Annotated in this window: 14 protein-coding genes; 5 read left to right on the forward strand and 9 right to left on the reverse strand. The window is 54.1% G+C overall.

Annotation, left to right across the window (positions count from 1 at the left end):
* The first annotated feature begins 148 nt into the window (after positions 1 to 148).
* Positions 149 to 913: a dienelactone hydrolase family protein gene (locus R6H26_RS15535; RefSeq protein ID WP_404783543.1), complete on the forward strand. Its 765-nt coding sequence runs from the start codon at positions 149 to 151 to the stop codon at positions 911 to 913.
* On the opposite strand, the gene R6H26_RS15540 is transcribed toward R6H26_RS15535, so the two are convergent.
* Positions 910 to 3,057, reverse strand: coding sequence for an Rne/Rng family ribonuclease (locus tag R6H26_RS15540; protein WP_404783545.1), 2,148 nt, complete (start codon positions 3,055 to 3,057; stop codon positions 910 to 912). The genes R6H26_RS15535 and R6H26_RS15540 overlap by 4 nt on opposite strands.
* 478 nt (positions 3,058 to 3,535) lie before the next feature.
* Positions 3,536 to 4,309: an adenosylcobinamide-GDP ribazoletransferase gene (gene cobS / locus R6H26_RS15545; RefSeq protein ID WP_404783547.1), complete on the reverse strand. Its 774-nt coding sequence runs from the start codon at positions 4,307 to 4,309 to the stop codon at positions 3,536 to 3,538.
* A 175-nt stretch (positions 4,310 to 4,484) separates the two neighbouring features.
* Between cobS and R6H26_RS15550 the strand changes: the two genes are divergently transcribed.
* Positions 4,485 to 5,495, forward strand: coding sequence for a metallophosphoesterase family protein (locus R6H26_RS15550; protein WP_404783549.1), 1,011 nt, complete (start codon positions 4,485 to 4,487; stop codon positions 5,493 to 5,495).
* Between the two features lie 11 nt (positions 5,496 to 5,506).
* Here R6H26_RS15550 and R6H26_RS15555 read toward each other — a convergent pair whose 3' ends face one another.
* The 5 genes from R6H26_RS15555 to R6H26_RS15575 all read right to left on the reverse strand — a co-directional run bounded on the left by R6H26_RS15555 (position 5,507) and on the right by R6H26_RS15575 (position 13,914).
* Positions 5,507 to 6,799, reverse strand: a complete 1,293-nt coding sequence (locus tag R6H26_RS15555) for a glutamyl-tRNA reductase (RefSeq protein ID WP_404783551.1) — start codon at positions 6,797 to 6,799, stop codon at positions 5,507 to 5,509.
* Between the two features lie 167 nt (positions 6,800 to 6,966).
* Entirely contained in the window at positions 6,967 to 8,007 is a 1,041-nt protein-coding gene (glpX, locus tag R6H26_RS15560; protein ID WP_404783553.1) for a class II fructose-bisphosphatase, read from the reverse strand.
* A 132-nt stretch (positions 8,008 to 8,139) separates the two neighbouring features.
* A complete protein-coding gene (locus R6H26_RS15565) occupies positions 8,140 to 9,096 on the reverse strand; it encodes a trypsin-like serine peptidase (RefSeq protein WP_404783555.1) in 957 nt (318 codons plus the stop codon).
* An 82-nt stretch (positions 9,097 to 9,178) separates the two neighbouring features.
* A complete protein-coding gene (locus R6H26_RS15570) occupies positions 9,179 to 12,895 on the reverse strand; it encodes a tetratricopeptide repeat protein (protein WP_404783556.1) in 3,717 nt (1,238 codons plus the stop codon).
* Between the two features lie 272 nt (positions 12,896 to 13,167).
* Positions 13,168 to 13,914: a Uma2 family endonuclease gene (locus R6H26_RS15575; protein ID WP_404783558.1), complete on the reverse strand. Its 747-nt coding sequence runs from the start codon at positions 13,912 to 13,914 to the stop codon at positions 13,168 to 13,170.
* Between the two features lie 255 nt (positions 13,915 to 14,169).
* On the opposite strand from R6H26_RS15575, the gene R6H26_RS15580 reads away from it, so the two are divergent.
* On the forward strand, positions 14,170 to 14,826 hold the full coding sequence (locus R6H26_RS15580; RefSeq protein ID WP_404783559.1) for a VWA domain-containing protein: 657 nt from the start codon (positions 14,170 to 14,172) through the stop codon (positions 14,824 to 14,826).
* A 31-nt stretch (positions 14,827 to 14,857) separates the two neighbouring features.
* On the opposite strand, the gene R6H26_RS15585 is transcribed toward R6H26_RS15580, so the two are convergent.
* Positions 14,858 to 15,580, reverse strand: a complete 723-nt coding sequence (locus tag R6H26_RS15585) for a Uma2 family endonuclease (RefSeq protein ID WP_404783560.1) — start codon at positions 15,578 to 15,580, stop codon at positions 14,858 to 14,860.
* A gap of 211 nt (positions 15,581 to 15,791) precedes the next feature.
* On the opposite strand from R6H26_RS15585, the gene R6H26_RS15590 reads away from it, so the two are divergent.
* Positions 15,792 to 16,580, forward strand: a complete 789-nt coding sequence (locus R6H26_RS15590) for a PP2C family serine/threonine-protein phosphatase (protein ID WP_404783562.1) — start codon at positions 15,792 to 15,794, stop codon at positions 16,578 to 16,580.
* Between the two features lie 90 nt (positions 16,581 to 16,670).
* Entirely contained in the window at positions 16,671 to 18,152 is a 1,482-nt protein-coding gene (locus R6H26_RS15595; RefSeq protein ID WP_404783564.1) for a helix-hairpin-helix domain-containing protein, read from the forward strand.
* A gap of 59 nt (positions 18,153 to 18,211) precedes the next feature.
* Here the strand turns inward: R6H26_RS15595 and R6H26_RS15600 are convergent, their stop codons facing one another.
* Positions 18,212 to 18,658, reverse strand: coding sequence for a GFA family protein (locus R6H26_RS15600; RefSeq protein ID WP_404783566.1), 447 nt, complete (start codon positions 18,656 to 18,658; stop codon positions 18,212 to 18,214).
* Positions 18,659 to 18,677: the final 19 nt, after the last annotated feature.

The following is an 18,677-nucleotide window of genomic DNA, read 5'->3' on the forward strand; positions in this document are numbered from 1 at the left end:
ACCGTAACTTTAAAAGCATTTCCGGCGGGCAATGTGCCTTGCCAAGCCGGATGTGCCTTGCCAAGCCGAGAAAACAGCCTTGGGGTCGGCTATTTCTAGAACCGAAGCGAGATAATATCAGCATCCAGAGCAGAACGGAAACGCTTCTATGAGTACATACGAGATCGAAACCTCAACGGTTCTGTTTCCCAATGGAGATTTATCCATCGATGCTTACCTAGCTCAGCCGACCCAATCGGGTTCGTTCCCCGCCGTCATCGTATTTCAAGAGATTTTTGGTGTCAACGACCACATTCGAGATGTCACAGAACGTATTGCAAGGGAAGGCTACGTGGCGATCGCCCCCGCCCTTTACCAGCGCTTGGCTCCCGGATTTGAGGCAGGCTACACGCCCGAAGCCATCGAACTGGGGCGGGCCTACAAAATGCAGACCAAGGCTGAAGAACTGCTCGGCGATACTCAAGCCGCAATCCGCTATTTAAGGTCGTTGCCTGCGGTTGACGGAGCGGCGATCGGTACCATCGGCTTTTGCTTTGGCGGCCACGTCGCCTATTTGGCAGCAACCCTACCAGACATTAAAGCAACCGCCTCCTTTTACGGTGCTGGCATTGCAACCGCCACCCCAGGCGGCGGTCCTCCCACCCTCAGCCGCACGGGCGACATTACGGGAACGGTGTATGCCTTTTTTGGAGATCGAGATGCCAGCATTCCTGCCGCAGAAGTCGCGCAAATTCAAGACGCGTTGAGCGCCCATCGCATTCCCCATCAGATTTTTCGCTACCCAGCCGACCACGGGTTTTTCTGCGATCGGCGGGGGAGCTACCAGCCCGATGCTGCCGCCGATGCGTGGCAAAAAGCGCTACAGCTATTCCAGTCCGCACTCGAGCGCCAACCTCAAGCGGGACTGCCTTAAGATTCAGTCCCAAAGGAAAGCTGCTCGGCCTTTCCCGATTCCGCAGAAGAGCGGCGGCGGCGGCGACGAGGCGCGCCATCTAATTCGTCTTGAGTTTCTTCAGCCGCAATCGCGCGCTTCTCAACCGGAGCAGATGTTACGATGTTCGGGGCAAACTGCCGGATCGATCGCTCGACAAAAGACTGCGCCGCACTTTCTGGCGCTTCGGTCTCCGTCTCCCCGGTCGAAACTTTCAGAATAGGCGAAGTGTCCCTGGGGTCGGTTGCGCTCGGGCGGTCCTCTACGCCTGCAAATGCGTCAAAGTCTAACGACTCCTCTTCCGACGGTGCCGATCCGTTGCTGTTGCTGACGTGTCCGGGCGGGTAAATCTCGATAACAGCAGTACGGGGATTTTTGACCTCCCCTTCAAACAAAATTAAGGGCGAGATTCCCATAAACGCAAAGACATCCTGCTCTTGCGGCGACATATTGACTGCAATTACCTCAGGCGGCTTATCCTCGCGAACCTTGATGGTATCAAAACGGCTGGGTTTGACGCGCTCGGGCGGTGCTTTGTCGGGAAGCTTCTTGCTCAATCCGTTGGCATCAATGGCCAACCCGTTGGGGATACTGCTAGCGCTAGGAATGCCGCTCAAACTGCTGGGCGATTGTCGCAGCACTTTTCCTGGCGGCACGCTCTCGCGGGGCAGCGTTTCTCCAAGGCGACGCCCGCGACGGCGGCGTCTAGATCCTTTGTCTTGGTAGTTCGGGTGATTGGTTAAATCGAGCTCTTGCAAATCGTCAGACGGGTCCAAAGACAGCTCTGGTGTATGAACGCCAACATCCGGCAACCGCAAACCCGAGGGGGTAGATTCGTAGGATCTCAAGACAGGCACGCGTTCCACCATCTCTCCTGCTGCGTCGGGCGCTTCGCCGGGAAGATGCGCGAGGTGACCCAGCCCGCCGCAGGTATGGCAAGGCTTGCTGAACAGTTCGTAGATGTTTTGTCCCATCCGTTTTCGGGTTAGCTCTACCAACCCCAGCTCCGTCAGCTGCGCGATCTGAGGGCGAGCCTTATCGGCCTTGAGCGCTTTATTGAAATGCTCTAACACCTGAAGCTGATCCCGGCGGGCATCCATATCGATGAAATCGATGATAATCACGCCTGCAATGTTACGGAGGCGCAACTGCCGCGCAATTTCAGTGGCAGCTTCGCAGTTCGTCCACAAAACCGTTTCGCGAGCGGTAGCCGACCGTGTAAAGGAACCAGAGTTAACATCGACCACGGTCAACGCTTCGGTCCGCTCGATCACGATGTAGCCGCCAGAGGGCAAATCGACGCGGGGCTTTAAGGCTTCCCGAATGGCTGCGTTGACTCGGAAATACTCCAAAACCGAACTGCCTTCTCGGTGCTGGTCGACTAAAACGCCCTGAGGAAGCCGATTGCCGCTCCAGCTCGTCAGGTGCTGTTTCACCCGCTTGAGTCCGGTGGCGGAATCGACCACAATTCGGTTCACGTCAGTACTGTAGACATCCCGCAAAACGCGCTGAATGAAGTCATCATCTCGATTGAGCAGCGCGGGAGCGCGGGTGGAAAGTGCCTGCTGCTGCACCGATTCCCACTGCTTTTGCAATTGATCCAAGTCATCGATGATGGCTTCTTCGGAGACGTCCTCAGCTTCAGTGCGGACCAATAAGCCCATGCCCGCAGGCTTAATAAGAATTCCAAGCGCCCGCAATCGGTTGCGTTCGTCTTCGTCGCGGATTCGGCGCGAAAGATTGACGCCCTTGCCAGAGGGCATGAGCACTAAGTAGCGTCCTGGCAGCGAAATATTTCCAGTCAGACGCGGCCCTTTGTTGCCCGTCGGTTCCTTCATGATCTGAACCAACACTTTTTGCTGGGGGGCCAGCAACTCGGTAATGGCTCCAGCCGTCTTTTTGAGCTTGACCGGCCCTAGGTCGCTGACGTGAATAAAACCATTGCGCTCTGTATCGCCAATGTTCACGAAGGCGGCATCGATACCGGGCAAAACGTTCTCGACAATACCGAGATAAATATCGCTGACTTGATGCTGCCCGGTGGCAACGACCAGCTCTTGAATTTGATCTTCTGAGAATACGGCAGCGATTCGATGCTGCTCCGCAATAATAATTTGTTTGGACATTCACATTCCTCTGTGCGGTTCAGCTCCAAACCATCAATGTGCCTCAGGTTAAGGGCTTGAGCTGATTAACGCACTGTATTAAGTTAGGGGTAAAATTGTTAAAACCGTTTGCCATCTATGCCGAAGCCAGCATCCCGACCGAGACGCTCACAGCAGTAGCAGACGCCAGCAGCTCGCTCGTGAAAAGCGGCAAATACTGAAAACCTGTTGGAAAAAAGTTGGCAAACAGTTGAGGCAGTTGAAGAAAAACGCGCCTTACAGAGTAAAAGCCTTTGCCTGCTATCTCAGTCAGCCGCTTTGCGAGGGTGAGGATAGGTGGAAGCAAATGCTACAAATCTGTTATGGCTTTTGGAAAAGCAGACTTCACAAATACAGTTGCCTGCTGCCAATATTTAATGAGTTGAATTTTAGCTTGGGGGTCAAAATCTAAGATCCCCTAACGCGATGTTAAACCAAAGGACTTGGTTTCGTCAAAAAATTAATGGATCGCAATGCTGAGGCAGCACGTTAAGAGGGCTTCGGTCCATTCCACAATTGCGCCGTAGCTGTCTCCTGTCATGCCGCGCAGCCGCCGATAAAACCAGGCCCCAACGCTCCAAGATAAAATCGACCCTAATGCAAACTGCCCTAGATGGCTGACCCACCGATCGGGCCCAAGCCAAACCGGAATAATGCCGATGGCCGCCAATAGCAGCAGGCTCGGCCATAAATCCTGGGGAAGCTGAAGGCTGCAGCGATGAAAGGCTCCTTTTCCTTCCGCTTTGAGATAGGGGTAGCGGGCGATCGCCACCAGTTGCCCCCAACGCCCCCAGATGGGCGCGAGGATCAAAACGCTACAGGCTTGAGGGGAGGATAGGTCGGCGATCGCCCCCACCTTCAGCAATATCAATACAATCGCGGCGATCGCCCCGTAGGCTCCAGTTCGGCTGTCGCTCATGACCGCGAGACGACGCGCGGGGTCGGGGACCGCCAGGCCATCGGCAGTATCGATCGCGCCATCCAGATGGAGTCCTCCGGTGATGGCAATCCATACCACCAGGACCAAGACACCGCGCAGAAAGCTGGAGAGGGGGATTTGGAGGAGCAGAAAATTGGTGCCAGCGAGCAAAACCCCAACGAGCAACCCGATCCAAGGTGCCCAGCGCGCAATTCTTTGAAAATCCAGCGGCCAAGCCGACGGCAGCGGGACGATCGTGTAAAACACGAGCGCGCCCCCCAATTGTTGGAGAAGGCGGCGGATTGCTTCAAGCACAGAACACCTCGACCTCGCTTGAAACGAACCGAAGAGCCGCTAAGATAGTGCCAGTTTGGGGCAAGAACGCACCATGAAACGACGACATTTTCTATTCCTAGCAACGTTGCTTTCCGGATGCGGAGCTGCCGCACAATTGGGCCGCTCCACACAGTCTACGACTGTTTCTACTGCCTTGACTCGATCTTCAAAAGGACGGGCCGTTGGGCCGAAGGGCTTCTCCGCACCCGTTCGCGGCGACGCGCGCGTTGTCGTTATCAGCGATCTCAACAGCCAGTACGGCTCGACAGACTACGAACCTGAGGTACACCGAGCGATCGCCCTCCTCCCGAGCTGGCAACCAGACCTGGTTCTGTGCGGCGGCGATATGGTAGCGGGCATGTCTCAGCAACTCAGCGACGCTCAAATTCGGGCCATGTGGGAGGGCTTTGACCGCGCCATCGGAGCGCCCCTGCGAAAGGCAAAGTTACCGTTAGGATTTACCATCGGGAACCACGACGGATCGGGGGCCATCGGCGCGGGAGGGCAGCTTGCGTTCGAGCGCGATCGCCGCTTGGCTCAAGCCTACTGGAAAGCGCATACGCCCCAGCTTCAGTTTGTCGATCGCGATCGGTTTCCCTTTAATTATTCGTTTGTCCAGAACGAGATTTTCTATCTCGTGTGGGACGCATCAACCGCCGTTATCTCAGCCCAGCAATTGGCCTGGGCCGAAAAAAGCCTGAAAAGCAGTGCGGCCCAGCAAGCACGGATGAGAATTGCGATCGGACATCTGCCGCTGTATGGAATAGCAGTCGGTCGCGACAAACCGGGTGAGTTTTTGGATCGGGCCGAAACGCTACGATCGATGCTAGAAAAATATCGAGTTCATACCTACATCAGCGGTCACGACCACGCTTACTTTCCAGGCCATCGCGGTCAGTTGCAGCTCCTGCAAACGGGGGCTTTAGGCACGGGACCGCGTCGATGGTTGAACAGCAACCTCTCGCCTCGCAAAACCCTCACGGTGGTGGATATTGAATGGGCGGATGCTTCCACGCGCTACACCACCTACGACTTGACCCACAATACCTTGTTAGACGCTAAAATTTTGCCCCGCACGATCGCCGCGCCCAACGGGCTGGTCCTCCGTCGAGACATTCATCCAAACGCGCTGACACCCGCAGAAAGAACTCGATTTTGGGGATGAACTAGGGTTTCTTAAGGCTGGCTTTGACTGGGTGCAGGGGTTAAGTTGAACAGCATTTGCAGCGACTGCATAGCGCGCTGGCGCGCCTCAATATCCTGCTGCGCCCGCAGTTGCACCATCGGATCGTGGAGAATTTTATTCACGATCCCCCGCGTGAGCGCCTCGATCACCTCTTGGTGCTTGTCCGCAAATTCAGTCCCCAAGCGAGACAGCGCCTTTTCCAGCTCCTGCTCTCGAATGGTTTCAATTTTGGCCCGCAGGCTGCTGATGGTCGGCACCGCTTCCAGCGATCGCCACCAGACATCGAACGCCTCTAGCTCTTCTTCCAGCAACGTTTCAGCCTCCATCGCCATTTGGCGGCGGCTCTCTTGATTTTGGGCGACGACGGCCTTGAGGTCATCTACGTTAAAGGCGCGAACTTCGGCCAGTTCGTTGACGTTGGCGTGGACGTTGCGGGGAACGGCAATGTCCACGATCGTGATGGAGCTGCGGTTGCAGACCAGTGGCTCCAGTAAGGCCCGATCTAAAATGGGCTCCGTCGCCGACGTACTGGTAAACACTAAATCCGAGCAGGCCAAGACGGACTCCATCTCGGACAGGCCGCACAGCGTCAGGGTGATTTCTTTGAACTGACTGGCCAACTCCTGCGATCGCTGCACGGACCGATTCAGGATCGTAATTCGATCGGCCCCTTTGCCGATCAAATGCTGAACCAATAGCCGCGACATTTTGCCCGCGCCTAAGATAGCAACGCGACAGTCGGTCCAATCGTCAATCTTAAGCTGGGCTAATTCCACAGCCGCCGAACTAATGGAAACCGCGCCCGTCCCAATGCTGGTTTCGGTGCGCACCCGTTTCCCAGCAGAAATGGCCTGCTTGAACAGGCGATTCAAAATCGATCCGGCTCCTTCATACTGCTGGGCTAACTTGTGGGTGTGCTTCACCTGGGACAGAATTTGCCCCTCGCCCAAGACCAAGCTATCTAGCCCAGAAGCCACCCGCATCAGGTGCATGACCGCATCTTGATGGAGCAGCACGAATAAATGATGGCGCAGTTCCGTCAGCGGAATCTGGCTCCACTCTGCCAAAAACTGGGTTAGCTCGCGCACCCCATTTTCGGTTTCTTTGGCAATGACATAAATTTCGAGACGGTTGCAGGTGCTGAGAATTGCAACTTCTTCCAGGTGAGGGTAGCCTTTAAGCTGGGCGATCGCTTTTTCTTTGGCGTCATCGGGTACGCTTAATTTTTCCCGAATTTCAACCGGCGCTGTCTTATGGCTAAGCCCGACAACCGCAATATTCATGACTCCTCCGCTCCTATACCCTTTTATTATCGATGTCTTAAGCGGGTCTAAAGGTTTTTAAGTTAAAAAAATTTGCGAATGTAGCAGTTTTAAATTGAATGAAAGTTACCGTTTGACAGGGACGCAAGACCTTGCGCCCCTACCCCATCCACGAATTCAGCTCGCGTTTAGAGGAGCTGAAGCGATCGCGGCTTCGCGTCAAAGCGGTGAATAGTATCCACGAACCGAGCCGTATTGGACTGGGTGGAAATGACCAGAGATTGGGTTCTCGCGCCGCCAGCAAAGAAGCGAACGCCTTTCATGAGGGTACCCGAAGTAATACCGCAGGCTGCAAAGAGAACGGTCTCGCCGCAGGCTAGCTCGTGCGCGTCGTAGACTTTATCGGGGTCGGTAATGTTCATGCTGGCAAGGCGAGCGAGGTTGCTTTCTTTGCTCTCGCCGATGAGGCCGGTTTTCACAATTTCAGGATCGTAAACCAACTGTCCTTGGAAGTGACCGCCTAAGGCCCGCATGGCGGCGGCTGAAATCACGCCTTCCGGTGCTGCGCCAATGCCCATGAGGGCGTGGATGTTGGTCCCGGAGAAGGCGCAGGAAATGGCAGCAGAGACGTCTCCGTCCGAAATCAGAGCCACTCGCGCGCCTGCTTCGCGGATTTCTTTGATGAGGTCATTGTGGCGCTCGCGCTTCATGACCACGACTACGAGGTCTTCAATGGCGCGATCGAGGCACTCAGACAAAATCTTGAGGTTTTCGGTAGCAGATTTGTTGATGTCTACTTTGCCCTTTGCAGCGGGAGGGGCTGCCAATTTCTTCATGTAAAAGTCAGGTGCGGCAAACAGTCCGCCTTTTTCTGAAATCGCCAGCACGGCCATCGAGCCGTTTTGACCGTAGGCGACGAGGTTGGTTCCTTCGCAAGGGTCAACGGCGATGTCGATCTCGACCAATTCTTCCAAGCTACAGATTTGATCTGCATTTGGCTGAGTACAAATCCCCACTTCTTCGCCGATGTAGAGCATGGGCGCATCGTCCCGTTCGCCCTCGCCGATCACGATCCGACCTCGCATGTGGATTTTGTTCATCCGTTCGCGCATGGCTTCTACCGCCACATGGTCCGCTTCGTTCTTGTCGCCTTTCCCCATGAGGCGTGCCGAGGCGATCGCCGCTTGTTCGACGACTTCAATAATCTCTAAACCGATGACATTATCCACGCAATGAATCCTCCCAGATGCCGATGTTGCGCCGTTTTTTTGTAGCTTACGTATCAATGTATAAGTCTATCAGAGTGCCGCGACACGCTTACAGGAAGTTTTGGCAAGGCTGTATTTTAATGTCTTCGATCGTTATTTCATATAGAAGGCGGCGGTGCCCCACTGGGAAACAGCAACGCCTCGATTGACGGTTTTAGAGATGTCGCCGTTGCTGAGCATTTGCCATTGGTTGAGGTCGACGCTACCGGAGTGAAGGCCGACGATGTAATAGTTGCCGTTGCTGAATTGGGCAAAGATGGGACCTCCCGAGGTTCCGGGGTTACTGTCGCAACGGTGGAGAAGGACGCCTTTGAGTCCTTTCTGGGCGACGAGTCCTTCGATACTACAGGTTTGGTTCATGCCTGCGGTTTCGCCCCCTGTGCCGTATTCGGTGTTGCGGGCGGTGGGGAAGTCTCTTGCGTAGCCGACGAGGGTGAGGCGATCGCGGGTGGCTTGGCGTATTTTGGGGTTGGCGAAGTTGAGGTTGCGCCAACCGAGGTATCCGTAGCGCGCGCCGAGGGGTTGGTCGAGCTTGAGGATGGCCCAGTCGTCGCCCGGATTGGTGTAAGGGTCTTTGGTGCCGTAGCGGTAGTCGATGACGCGGGCGGTGTCGAGGGCGGTGCCGCGAATCATGCTGGGGCTGAATTTGATTTGGGCGGGGTTATCGGGGGAGGCATTCTTAGGAATCATGGGCTGTTTGGTTTGTTCGTCCATGAGGCAATGGGCGTTGGTGAGGACGATATCTAAACCGATGAGGGTGCCCGTACAGGTATAGCCTTCGGTGGCGGTGCTGATTTCGATGCGTCCGATCGCAGACCAGGGATAGGCTCGTGTCAATATGGGGGTGCGATCGTCGGTGCCGATAATGATGCGGTCTTTATCGCTGTAGGGTTTTTGAGATTTGGTGCGGTCTTTGGGCTGAAAGGATTCTCGGGTGTTGCTGGATTGCAAGGTGATGGGGATGGGTTTGGCAATCGGTTTGGCTTGGAGACGGGGGGTGCTGATGAGCAGGGTTAGAAGGGTGGTGAGGGCGATTGTTTTGGGGTGCATGGTGGTTTGCAAAGAGAGATTTCAGGGTGTGCGGGTTGGGAATACGATCGCTTAAGGTGGGCCGATAACGTTGAGCTGACTTTTACGGTCGCCATTCTCCCTGAAGAGTAAAGGCAGCCCACAAATACGGGTCTGGTTTCGTTTCCCACATTTTGAGCTGAGCCGATCGCAGGGCTGCCGCTGGGGTCTGCTTTTGTTGCAGCATGCTACGGTAAAACTCCGCCATCAATTGCGCCGTGGCATCATCCGCCACACTCCACAAAGACGCGACCACACGCCTGCTGCCTGCATACATAAACCCTCGGGTGAGGCCCACTAACCCTTCGCCCTTGATATCCTTGCCCATTCCCGTCTGACAAGCACTGAGGACCACGAGGTCAGCAGCGAGGCGGAGGTTGAAGATATCGTGCAGGCGCAAGAAGCCGTCCTGAGGTTTGCCTTGGCGATCGACCAGGGATAAGACTAACCCAGAAAATTGGGGTTGAATGGGGTTTACTAAGCCATGGGTTGCAAAATGGACGATACGGTATTGGTTGAGTGGGTTATTTTTCGGTTGAGTCACCCGACCATAGCTCGCCGCGAAGGCACAGGCTGCGGTGTTTTGGGCTGGGGGAACGAGGGCTAGGATTTCTTCGGCTTCCTTGCGGGTTTCAGGAAGACGCTGGATACCGCGTAGATCGAGGTCGCGGAGGGTGTTTTGGAGATCTCTGGGGAGGTTTTGGGCGATGACGGTTTTGGGTTGGTTCCGGTCTGCGAGGGCGGGGGCACAAGCGTCTAGGGCGTTGGCGTTGCGTTCGGCGATGCGGCCATCATCGCTGCGGAAGACGGGGTCGGCGATGACGGCCAGGGTTTTGGGGCCGATGGTGTATTTTTGTTGGCGCAGGACTGCGATCGCTGAGGCGGAGGGAGCGTTGAGAATCTCGTGGTTTTTGAGTAATGGAGTATAGGTGGGGGTGTTGGGGAGGGGGAGGGCGGCGAAGGGGGTATATTGTAAGGCTCCATCAGCAACGATGAGGAGGCGTTTGCGGGGGAGTTGGTTGGCGACGGGGGCGAGGATGAGCTGGTAGAGGGCATCGCCTGTGCGTTTGGCATCTATGATTTGAGAGCCGGGGTTAGCGGTGGCGCTGCGGAATTTTTTGGCGGCGGCTTCTAGGGTGGCTTGTTTGGGGAGGATGTAGGTTTGGATGCCATTGGCGGTGACGGCCCAGAGGTAGCTTTGGTCTGCGCCGAGGGAGTATTGGAGCAAGAGAGTATCTTTGTCTAAGACTTGTTGCTGGATTTGAGACAGGGTGAGGGGTTGGGGATATTTGAGGTTAGCGTAGGCGGGATCGGCGGTACGGAGTTTGACGGTGAGGTCTTGACGTTGTTGGAGGAGGGCTTCGCTTTGACGGTCTAGGGCTTGGGCTTGGGCGGGGGTGTGGTCTTTGCTAAGGGTGATGACGCGCCGTTGTTCGAGTTGGCGGAGGGCTTGGTGGAGGGTTCGCTCTTGGGTGAAGAGGGCTGAGTTTGCGGTGGTGGGTTGGAGGGTGATGTTGGATTCAGTGAGGAGTTCGATGAGGCCACGGGCACGGGCGCGGTCTGAGGTCTCAAAGGCTTGTTTTTCGTAGCCTTTTTGAGGGGATTTTTGATGCAGTTGCATCAGGAGGTCGGTTTTGAATTGGTAGTAGTCCTGAACGCTAGAGAAGTAGGAAGTACGCAGTTCTTTAGCACTGATTTTGAGGCGTAATTCGTCAATAATTGCAATGGCTGCGTTGATTTGCTCTAAGGCGGCTTCTAGTTTACCTTGCTCACGATAAACATGCGCAATGTTATTGAGGATAGTCGCTTCCCCAGCGCGATCGCCTACTGCACGAATTATCGGCAAAGCTTGGTTATAGTACTCCAATGCTTTCGTCTTCTCCCCGAGGGCATCGTATACACCGCCTATATTATTGAGGGTTCCCGCTTCCTGAGTGCGATCGCCTACTGCTCGACTTATCGGCAAAGCTTGGTTATAGTACTCTAATGCTTTCTGCTTCTCCCCTAGAGCATCGTATACAAGGCCTATATTACTGAGGGTAACCGCTTCCCCAGCGCGATCGCCTACTGCACGAATTATCGGCAAAGCTTGGTTATAGTACTCCAATGCTTTCGTCTTCTCCCCGAGGTTAGAGTATATAACGCCTATATTATTGAGGGTTCTCGCTTCCCCAGCGCGATCGCCTACTGCACGACTTATTAGCAAGGATTGGTTATAGTACTCCAATGCTTTCGTCTTCTCCCCGAGGGCATCGTATACAAGGCCTATATTATTGAGAGTAGTCGCTTCCCTAGTGCGATCGCCCACTGCACGACTTATCGGCAAAGCTTGGTTATAGTACTCTAATGCTTTCTGCTTCTCCCCGAGGGCATCGTATACACCGCCCATATTATTGAGGGTAGTCGCTTCCTGAGTGCGCTCGTCTACTGCACGACTTATTGGCAAGGATTGGTTATAGTACTCTAATGCTTTCGTCTTCTCCCCAAGGTCATCGTAAACCCTACCAATATTATTGAGGGTAACCGCTTCCCCAGCGCGACCGCCCACTGCACGAATTATCGGCAAAGCTTGGTTATAGTACTCCAATGCTTTCTGCTTCTCCCCGAGGGCATCGTATACACCGCCCATATTATTGAGGGTAGTCGCTTCCTGAGTGCGATCGCCTACTGCACGACTTATCGGCAAAGCTTGGCTATAGTACTCTAATGCTTTCGTCTTCTCCCCAAGGTCATCGTAAACTCTACCAATATTATTGAGGGTAACCGCTTCCCCAGCGCGATCGCCCACTGCACGACTTATCGGCAAAGCTTGGTTATAGTACTCTAATGCTTTCGTCTTCTCCCCGAGAGCATCGTATACAAGGCCCATATTATTGAGGGTTCTCGCTTCCCCAGCGCGATCGCCCACTGCACGAATTATCGGCAAAGCTTGGTTATAGTACTCCAATGCTTTTGTCTTCTCCCCGAGGGCATCGTATACAAGGCCTATATTATTGAGAGTAGTCGCTTCCCTAGTGCGATCGCCCACTGCACGACTTATCGGCAAAGCTTGGTTATAGTACTCTAATGCTTTCGTCTTCTCCCCGAGAGCATCGTATACAAGGCCCATATTGTTGAGGGTTCTCGCTTCCCCAGCGCGATCGCCTACTGCACGACTTATTGGCAAAGCTTGATTATAGTACTTCAACGCTTTCGTCTTCTCCCCGAGGGCATCGTATACACCGCCCATATTATTGAGGGCAGTCGCTTCCCCAGCGCGATCGCCTACTGCACGACTTATTGGCAAGGATTGGTTATAGTACTCCAATGCTTTCGTCTTCTCCCCGAGGGCATCGTATACACCGCCCATATTATTGAGGGCAGTCGCTTCCCCAGCGCGATCGCCCACTGCACGACTTATTGGCAAAGCTTGGTTATAGTACTCTAATGCTTTCTGCTTCTCCCCTAGAGCATCATATACATATCCAGCCCAGACGAGCGAAGTAGCCTCTCCTTCAGAATTTTTTGCTGCTCGAAATAATTTCACTGCTTCTTCAAACTTGACGATGGCCGCTCGTGCAGACTCAGCAGTTTGTTGCTGATAGAGCCGTTGTCCCTCATTAAAAGCTACTTGTCCGGCTGAATCTCCTGCTTGCGCTAACTGCTGCTGAATCTCCCGCATCACTGGGGCCGCAGCTCCCGCCTCCATTCCTGTCTCACCCAATCCCCCCATCAGCCCCATCAGCATCGCCCCAGAACCCACCCACCGCAAAACTGCGATCGATCTACGATGGTGTTTCATCCTCAATCCTCAACTCAATAACATTGCTGGATGCGATCGGCCTTACCACCTGTATGGATGTTGGGGCTCCTCGTTAACAAAGATATTAAAGGGGGAAGAGGGAATGCAATCGGCTGGTTACTGTTTTTGTAACCTGAATGGATTAATGAGAGGTCAATTTTTTGTCGAGACCGATGCAGATTCAATCAATGAATCGATTGTGCATAGTGGGTTTTGACAATCCATTTTGATTGCCCAATGCGGGAACTAAAGCCGCTTACAGTCACACTGGGTTAGAGTTGGTCAGGGTCAATCCCCTGCGCCCTCAATAAGCGCTCCAACCGTTCCGCCCGTTGTCGTTCTTGTTGTGCCTCTTCCTTGGCCCGTCGTTCTTGTTCCTTGGCCTGTTGTACCTGTTCTTCCGGTAATGGAATCAACTCCCCTTGCTCTGTCCACCACCGTAACTGCTCGTTATAAACGCCCAAAAATAACCCTAACTGTTCGCTCCAAAGCCATCCTTGTTCTGTGGGTGGGATGGGTTCATAGCGACCATTGTTGAGAGTAAACCCAGCAAATTCCATCGTCTGCGGATGAAACCAGTAGTAGTTTGGAACCCGCCACACGTCTTGATAGAGCTGTTTCTTTTCATTCTTGTCCACCGCTGCCGTTGCGCTAGACAGTAGCTCAATGACCACGTTGGGATACTTCCCCCCTTCTTCCCAAATCGCCCAACTTCGTCGATTTCTCTTTTCGGCCCCCAACACGATGAATACATCGGGTCCGCGAAAATCACGGGATTTGAGTTGCTGTTCGTTGTAGTAAACCGTGAGATTACCTGAGATATAGAAATCGATACGCTCTTGCCACCAAAACTCTAACAAGCGAATCAATAGGTCTATCTGGCGGCGGTGGAAATCAGTTTCCAAAGGAGGTTCATCACTATCGAGATTGGTGGGAGGAAGCTGCGGAAGCTCATCTAGGATAGCTCCATTAACCGCCGCGTCAACGTTTAGGTGTGGGTGAGCATCCAGATAAACCATGATGAGACACTCCATCAAAACTGACTTCAGTATAGCCCAAGGGGAATTGAGCGCTATTTGAGCAGTTTGGCTGCTTGCGAACCGAATCGACCCAAATTTAGCGAATATTAGGATTTTGCCAAAATCATGCTTGCTGGATAGAGCCTAAAATTCTTTTGCAGATCGGTTTAAATACGACTTGGCGCTGATGCCAACCAATGGTTGTAAAATTCAGAAGAATTTTTCTTTAATCTGCATTCATTCGAGGAGGGCAAGATGCCTGTAGGATTTCCAGAATTCGTCCAAAATCCTGAGAACCGCTGCCCGGTTATTTTGCTCCTAGATACCTCAGCCTCTATGATTGGGGACGCCATGAATGCCCTCAATCAAGGGGTCAGCCTGTTTAAGGAAAACATCCAGGCAGATACGAAAGCTGCTTTGAGCGTTGAAGTCGCGCTCGTTACGTTTGGCCCAGTGCGGCTGGTGCAGGATTTTGTCACGATCGACCAGTTTACGCCCCCCACGTTAGCGGCAGATGGCGTAACGCCCATGGGGGAAGCCATTGAGTACGCGCTGGATTTACTGACGGCGCGCAAGGAGGTCTATCATGCCAACGGCATCCAATACTACCGCCCTTGGATTTTTCTGATTACGGACGGCGCGCCTACGGATCCGTGGCAGGATGCTGCCGCCCGAATCCAGAAAGGGGAAGCGGACCGGAAGTTCTGTTTCTTTTCGGTGGCGGTGGAGGGGGCGGATCTCAAGACGCTCTCGCAAATTGCGCCCAGCGATCGCCCTCCGGTGTTGCTGAACGGACTGGATTTCCAATCATTGTTTGTGTGGCTGAGTAAGTCGATGAAGCGGGTCTCTAGCGGTAAGGTGGGCGAGGCGGTAGAATTGCCGCCTGTGGGTTGGGGGCAGGTGAATCTTTAGGTTGGGTGGGGACGAGGGGGCGATCGCCCATTCATAATGGGTCGGGATCGACGCCAAGCTCCCGTAGTTTTGCAGCTAAAGCTTCGGCTCGCTGACGTTCGCGTTGCGCCTGTTCTGCACTCCACAGAAGTAAATTTCCTGCGTTGTCCCACCAGCGAAGCCAGTGGGTGGTTTGTCCGAGGCGCTCTCCCAACCAAATGCCGATTCGCAGGTCTAATTCTGGAATATAAATCCGCCCCTCAGTATCGGGGGTTTGCATTGCATAACGTCCGTTTTGCAAACATCGGGCTTCTAGGCTGGGTTCGTAGGGGTCGTAGATGACGTAGGTGGGCACCTGCAAGATTTGTTCGTAGAAGTAGAGTTTGCCGTAGGGCGGCGTGGCTCGGAGCGAAAGTTCGCCGTTGTCTTCTTCCACCAGAAACTCCATCGCGATCGCAACGGGTTCGCCTTCTAAATTGGGGGTGTAGCTGCGGCGAATGATTCCTTCAGCGACAGGATGAACTTGGGGCACGTAGAACCAATCGGGGGCTTTGACCACGATTTTTTTGTTAACTGTGGCGACGAGGCCAAAGTTGGAACCGATGAGCATGGTGGGCTGGATGCGTCCGGCGGCTCCGAGGGCATCGGTTAGGGCGGCGGCAAGGGTGGGCTGCTGAATGTTTTCCACGGGGTCGTCGGGTAACGCGAAATCTGCCGGAAGGGCTTCCCAGGTTACGGTTGGCGTAATCGCTTTGGATGAAGTTTGAAGGACCATTGGCTTGCTCTCGACCGGGGATGTACTGAGAGATAAGGCGCTGCATTCAAGTGTATCAAACTGACTACTGGCGCTTTGCACTCAGCACGGCCCAAGGCAACGAACTTTCTAAAGTGGCTCAAATTCTGAAACAGTTGGCTATAGTGTAGAGCGTCAAGCTTCAGTCAATCCGATCTCGCTAGGTCGGGCTTTAATAATATGAGGACTTTGCATGGGTTGGCGATCGCTCAGTCGTTCCGCGATCGGAACGCGTCATCGACAGCATTATTTACCCTGCCAGGATGCGGGGGGCCATCGTAGCTTTGGGGATGTGGTTATAGGGGCGATCGCCGATGGGTCTGGCAGCGCGCCCCATAGCGCCATTGGCGCAGCCTTGGCGGTCAAAAGTACCTTAGATTACCTCTCCCATCTCGAAACCTGGCTTCAGCCCCACGATAATCCGCAATGGCCGACGGCAGAAAAACCGCCTTCTCCGCCGCAAGTCCAGCGATTGTTCGAGCGGACGCTCAAACAAGTTCGCGATGACCTCCAGCAGCAGGCCGCCCAGAATCATTACGGTCTGGAAACTCTAGCCTGTACGCTCCTAGCGTTTGTCGCGACTCCCCACTGGATTGCCGCGATGCAAATTGGGGATGGCTTTATGGTGGTCAGCACTCCGGCTCGGGCCTATCAACTCCTGTTTGCGCCCGACAAAGGCGAATTTGTAAACCAGACTGCCTTTGTCACGTCCTCGACGGCCCTTCAGGATTTGCAAACTAGGGCGATCGCAGAACCGCCCCAATTTATTTGTGCCGCCACCGATGCCTTTGAACGTTTGGCCATGCATCTCCCCGCGTGGGAGCCTCATCCGGCGTTTTTTAAACCCTTGGAAGCATATCTTGGCGAAACCCCGAATCCAGAGCAGGATGACGCCTATATCATGAGTTTTTTGGAATCCGAGTACTTAAATCGGCAAACGGACGATGATAAAACGCTGTTATTGTGCCGCTGGGCAGCCTAGACAAAATCGGCAGAAAGGGGTAACGTTCCTTCCAGCCGTTCCAAATATTTGCCCCAGAAGAATCATCCAATGCTGTGAGGAAAAAGGTTTATGCAGACCCTAACCTGTACCCGGACGGGACAACCGATCGCCTTGATGCAGCAAATTGCCAGCAGCGGGGAAGGCGAAATATGGCGCACCAGTCAGCTCGGTTATCTGGCTAAGATTTACTACGCTCCTCGCCCAGAGCGGATCCAGAAGCTAGAGGCGATGATCGCCCATCCGCCGAAGGATCCCAATGCTCACATCAACCATATTTCCTTTGCTTGGCCGACGTCGCTCCTCCAGGACCCGACTGGAGCGCAGGTGGGATTTTTAATGCCCGAGGTGGCTCAGGCAGTGGATTTATTAGAGGTTTACAATCCCCTGCGGCGACAGGCTGCGCTCCCAGAATTTAACTGGCTCTACCTCCACGCAACGGCGATGAATATTGCCTCATTGGTGTGGGCGATTCACAGCGCTGGGTACGTATTGGGCGACCTCAAGCCGCAAAATATTTTAGTAGATGAGGGTGCCCTTCCGTCCATCATCGATACGGATTCTTTTCAGGTGCGTCACCCTCAAACAGGGGAACTTTATCGTTGTCCAGTGGGCTCGGAGGGATTTACGCCAGCGGAGTTGATGGATCGCGATCTCGCCACCCTGGAGCAGACCGAGGTGCACGATCGCTTCCGTCTGGGCGTCATCGCGCATCTGTTGCTGTTTGGCGATCATCCCTTTAAGGGACGATGGACGGGCGCGGGCGACTCCCCGGACCCCAATGAATTAATCCGTCAGGGATGGTGGCCCTATGCGCCCCGCAGCCCCATTCAGCCCAGTTTGCTGACGGTGCCGCTGACGATTGTGCATCCAGCTCTGCAAGCATGTTTTACCAGGTGTTTTAACGACGGACACCTCGACCCGTCGGCTCGACCCACCGCCCGCGAATGGATGCAGGGCTTTAAAGTGGCGATCGCCGATCTCAAGCGCTGCCGGAAGGTCAAGACCCATACGTTCAGTCCCTCTTCTGGCAAATGCTACTGGTGCGAGCGATCGCAGAAGCTGGGGATAGATGTGTTTGCGCCTGTACCGACGGTGCCTAAGAATCCGATGCTTCGCGATCTTCAGCGTCTTGGCCCGCAGCTGGAGCGCGCTAAACAGTACGTACAAACCCAGTTGAGCGAGGAGTATGCGAGTACGCAAACCCATTCCTTAAAGGTACTGGACGATTGGCAGGCGGCGATTGAAACGCGATGGTTGGCTGTCGTTCGGTCGGGGGCGCTGAATCCTAAGCGCATTAAACCCTTAGAGAGCATTGCGGTTTTAAGTCCTGTTAGTTCGCCGTTGTCCTGGATGACGGAGGCCAAATCGCAAGCGATTTGGATGGCCGGGCTTAGTACCGCAGCGGTACTCCTGATGACGTTAATCGCTTTAAGCCAATCTAAATTAGAAGCCGAACAATGGGCGCTGACGCTAGTGGGGGGAGGGTTATGTGCGGGATTGGCGGGACTATGCTTTTTCTTACAAAAAGTCTCTGCTACCTTCCGCAGCTAGTTCCGGTGTCGTACTTCAGCTTTGAATTGACGTTTATACACGCTCAATTTATCGATAATTTATGAGTTGTCGTGGCTGGTCTGGCGGACTTTTGCATGAGATCCTGGCCAAGTTTCGTATTGAGGCAGATCGTCGGTAATTTTGACCCACGGGGATTTAGAGCCTACAAAAATATGCCCCTCTGGCTCATTATTGGGGGCTTGATCTAAACCGCCGAGCGGAATTCCGATTTTAGTGGGTTCGTTGTCGTAGGTGCTGATCAAGTTTGAGCCGCAAACGGAGCAAAAGTGCTTTACCACAAATTGAGAGGAGTGATACTGCGCGACGAGTTCTTCGCCTCTAGTCCATTTGAATTGGGACGTATGGATGGTTGCGCGGGTGCGGAATGCTGCGCCATGCCATCGTCGGCATTTGGAACAATGACAGTGGAAGATTGGCCCTAGCTCGCCTGCAATCTCGTAAGAGATGCGATCGCAAAGACATCGACCTGACAGAACTTGTGTCACCCTGACCTCCAATCCCTTA

Source organism: Altericista sp. CCNU0014 (assembly GCF_044923475.1).
GTDB lineage: Bacteria > Cyanobacteriota > Cyanobacteriia > Thermosynechococcales > Thermosynechococcaceae > JAAURS01.

Bases quoted from the DNA above. Each gene is read 5' to 3' on its own strand.
- R6H26_RS15555 (WP_404783551.1), bottom strand. From the start codon at position 6,799: ATGAATATTGCGGTTGTCGGGCTTAGCCATAAGACAGCGCCGGTTGAA.
- R6H26_RS15535 (WP_404783543.1), top strand. From the start codon at position 149: ATGAGTACATACGAGATCGAAACCTCAACGGTTCTGTTTCCCAATGGA.
- R6H26_RS15565 (WP_404783555.1), bottom strand. From the start codon at position 9,096: ATGCACCCCAAAACAATCGCCCTCACCACCCTTCTAACCCTGCTCATC.
- R6H26_RS15575 (WP_404783558.1), bottom strand. From the start codon at position 13,914: ATGGTTTATCTGGATGCTCACCCACACCTAAACGTTGACGCGGCGGTT.
- R6H26_RS15570 (WP_404783556.1), bottom strand. From the start codon at position 12,895: ATGAAACACCATCGTAGATCGATCGCAGTTTTGCGGTGGGTGGGTTCT.
- R6H26_RS15540 (WP_404783545.1), bottom strand. From the start codon at position 3,057: ATGTCCAAACAAATTATTATTGCGGAGCAGCATCGAATCGCTGCCGTA.
- R6H26_RS15585 (WP_404783560.1), bottom strand. From the start codon at position 15,580: ATGGTCCTTCAAACTTCATCCAAAGCGATTACGCCAACCGTAACCTGG.
- R6H26_RS15595 (WP_404783564.1), top strand. From the start codon at position 16,671: ATGCAGACCCTAACCTGTACCCGGACGGGACAACCGATCGCCTTGATG.
- R6H26_RS15580 (WP_404783559.1), top strand. From the start codon at position 14,170: ATGCCTGTAGGATTTCCAGAATTCGTCCAAAATCCTGAGAACCGCTGC.
- R6H26_RS15590 (WP_404783562.1), top strand. From the start codon at position 15,792: ATGGGTTGGCGATCGCTCAGTCGTTCCGCGATCGGAACGCGTCATCGA.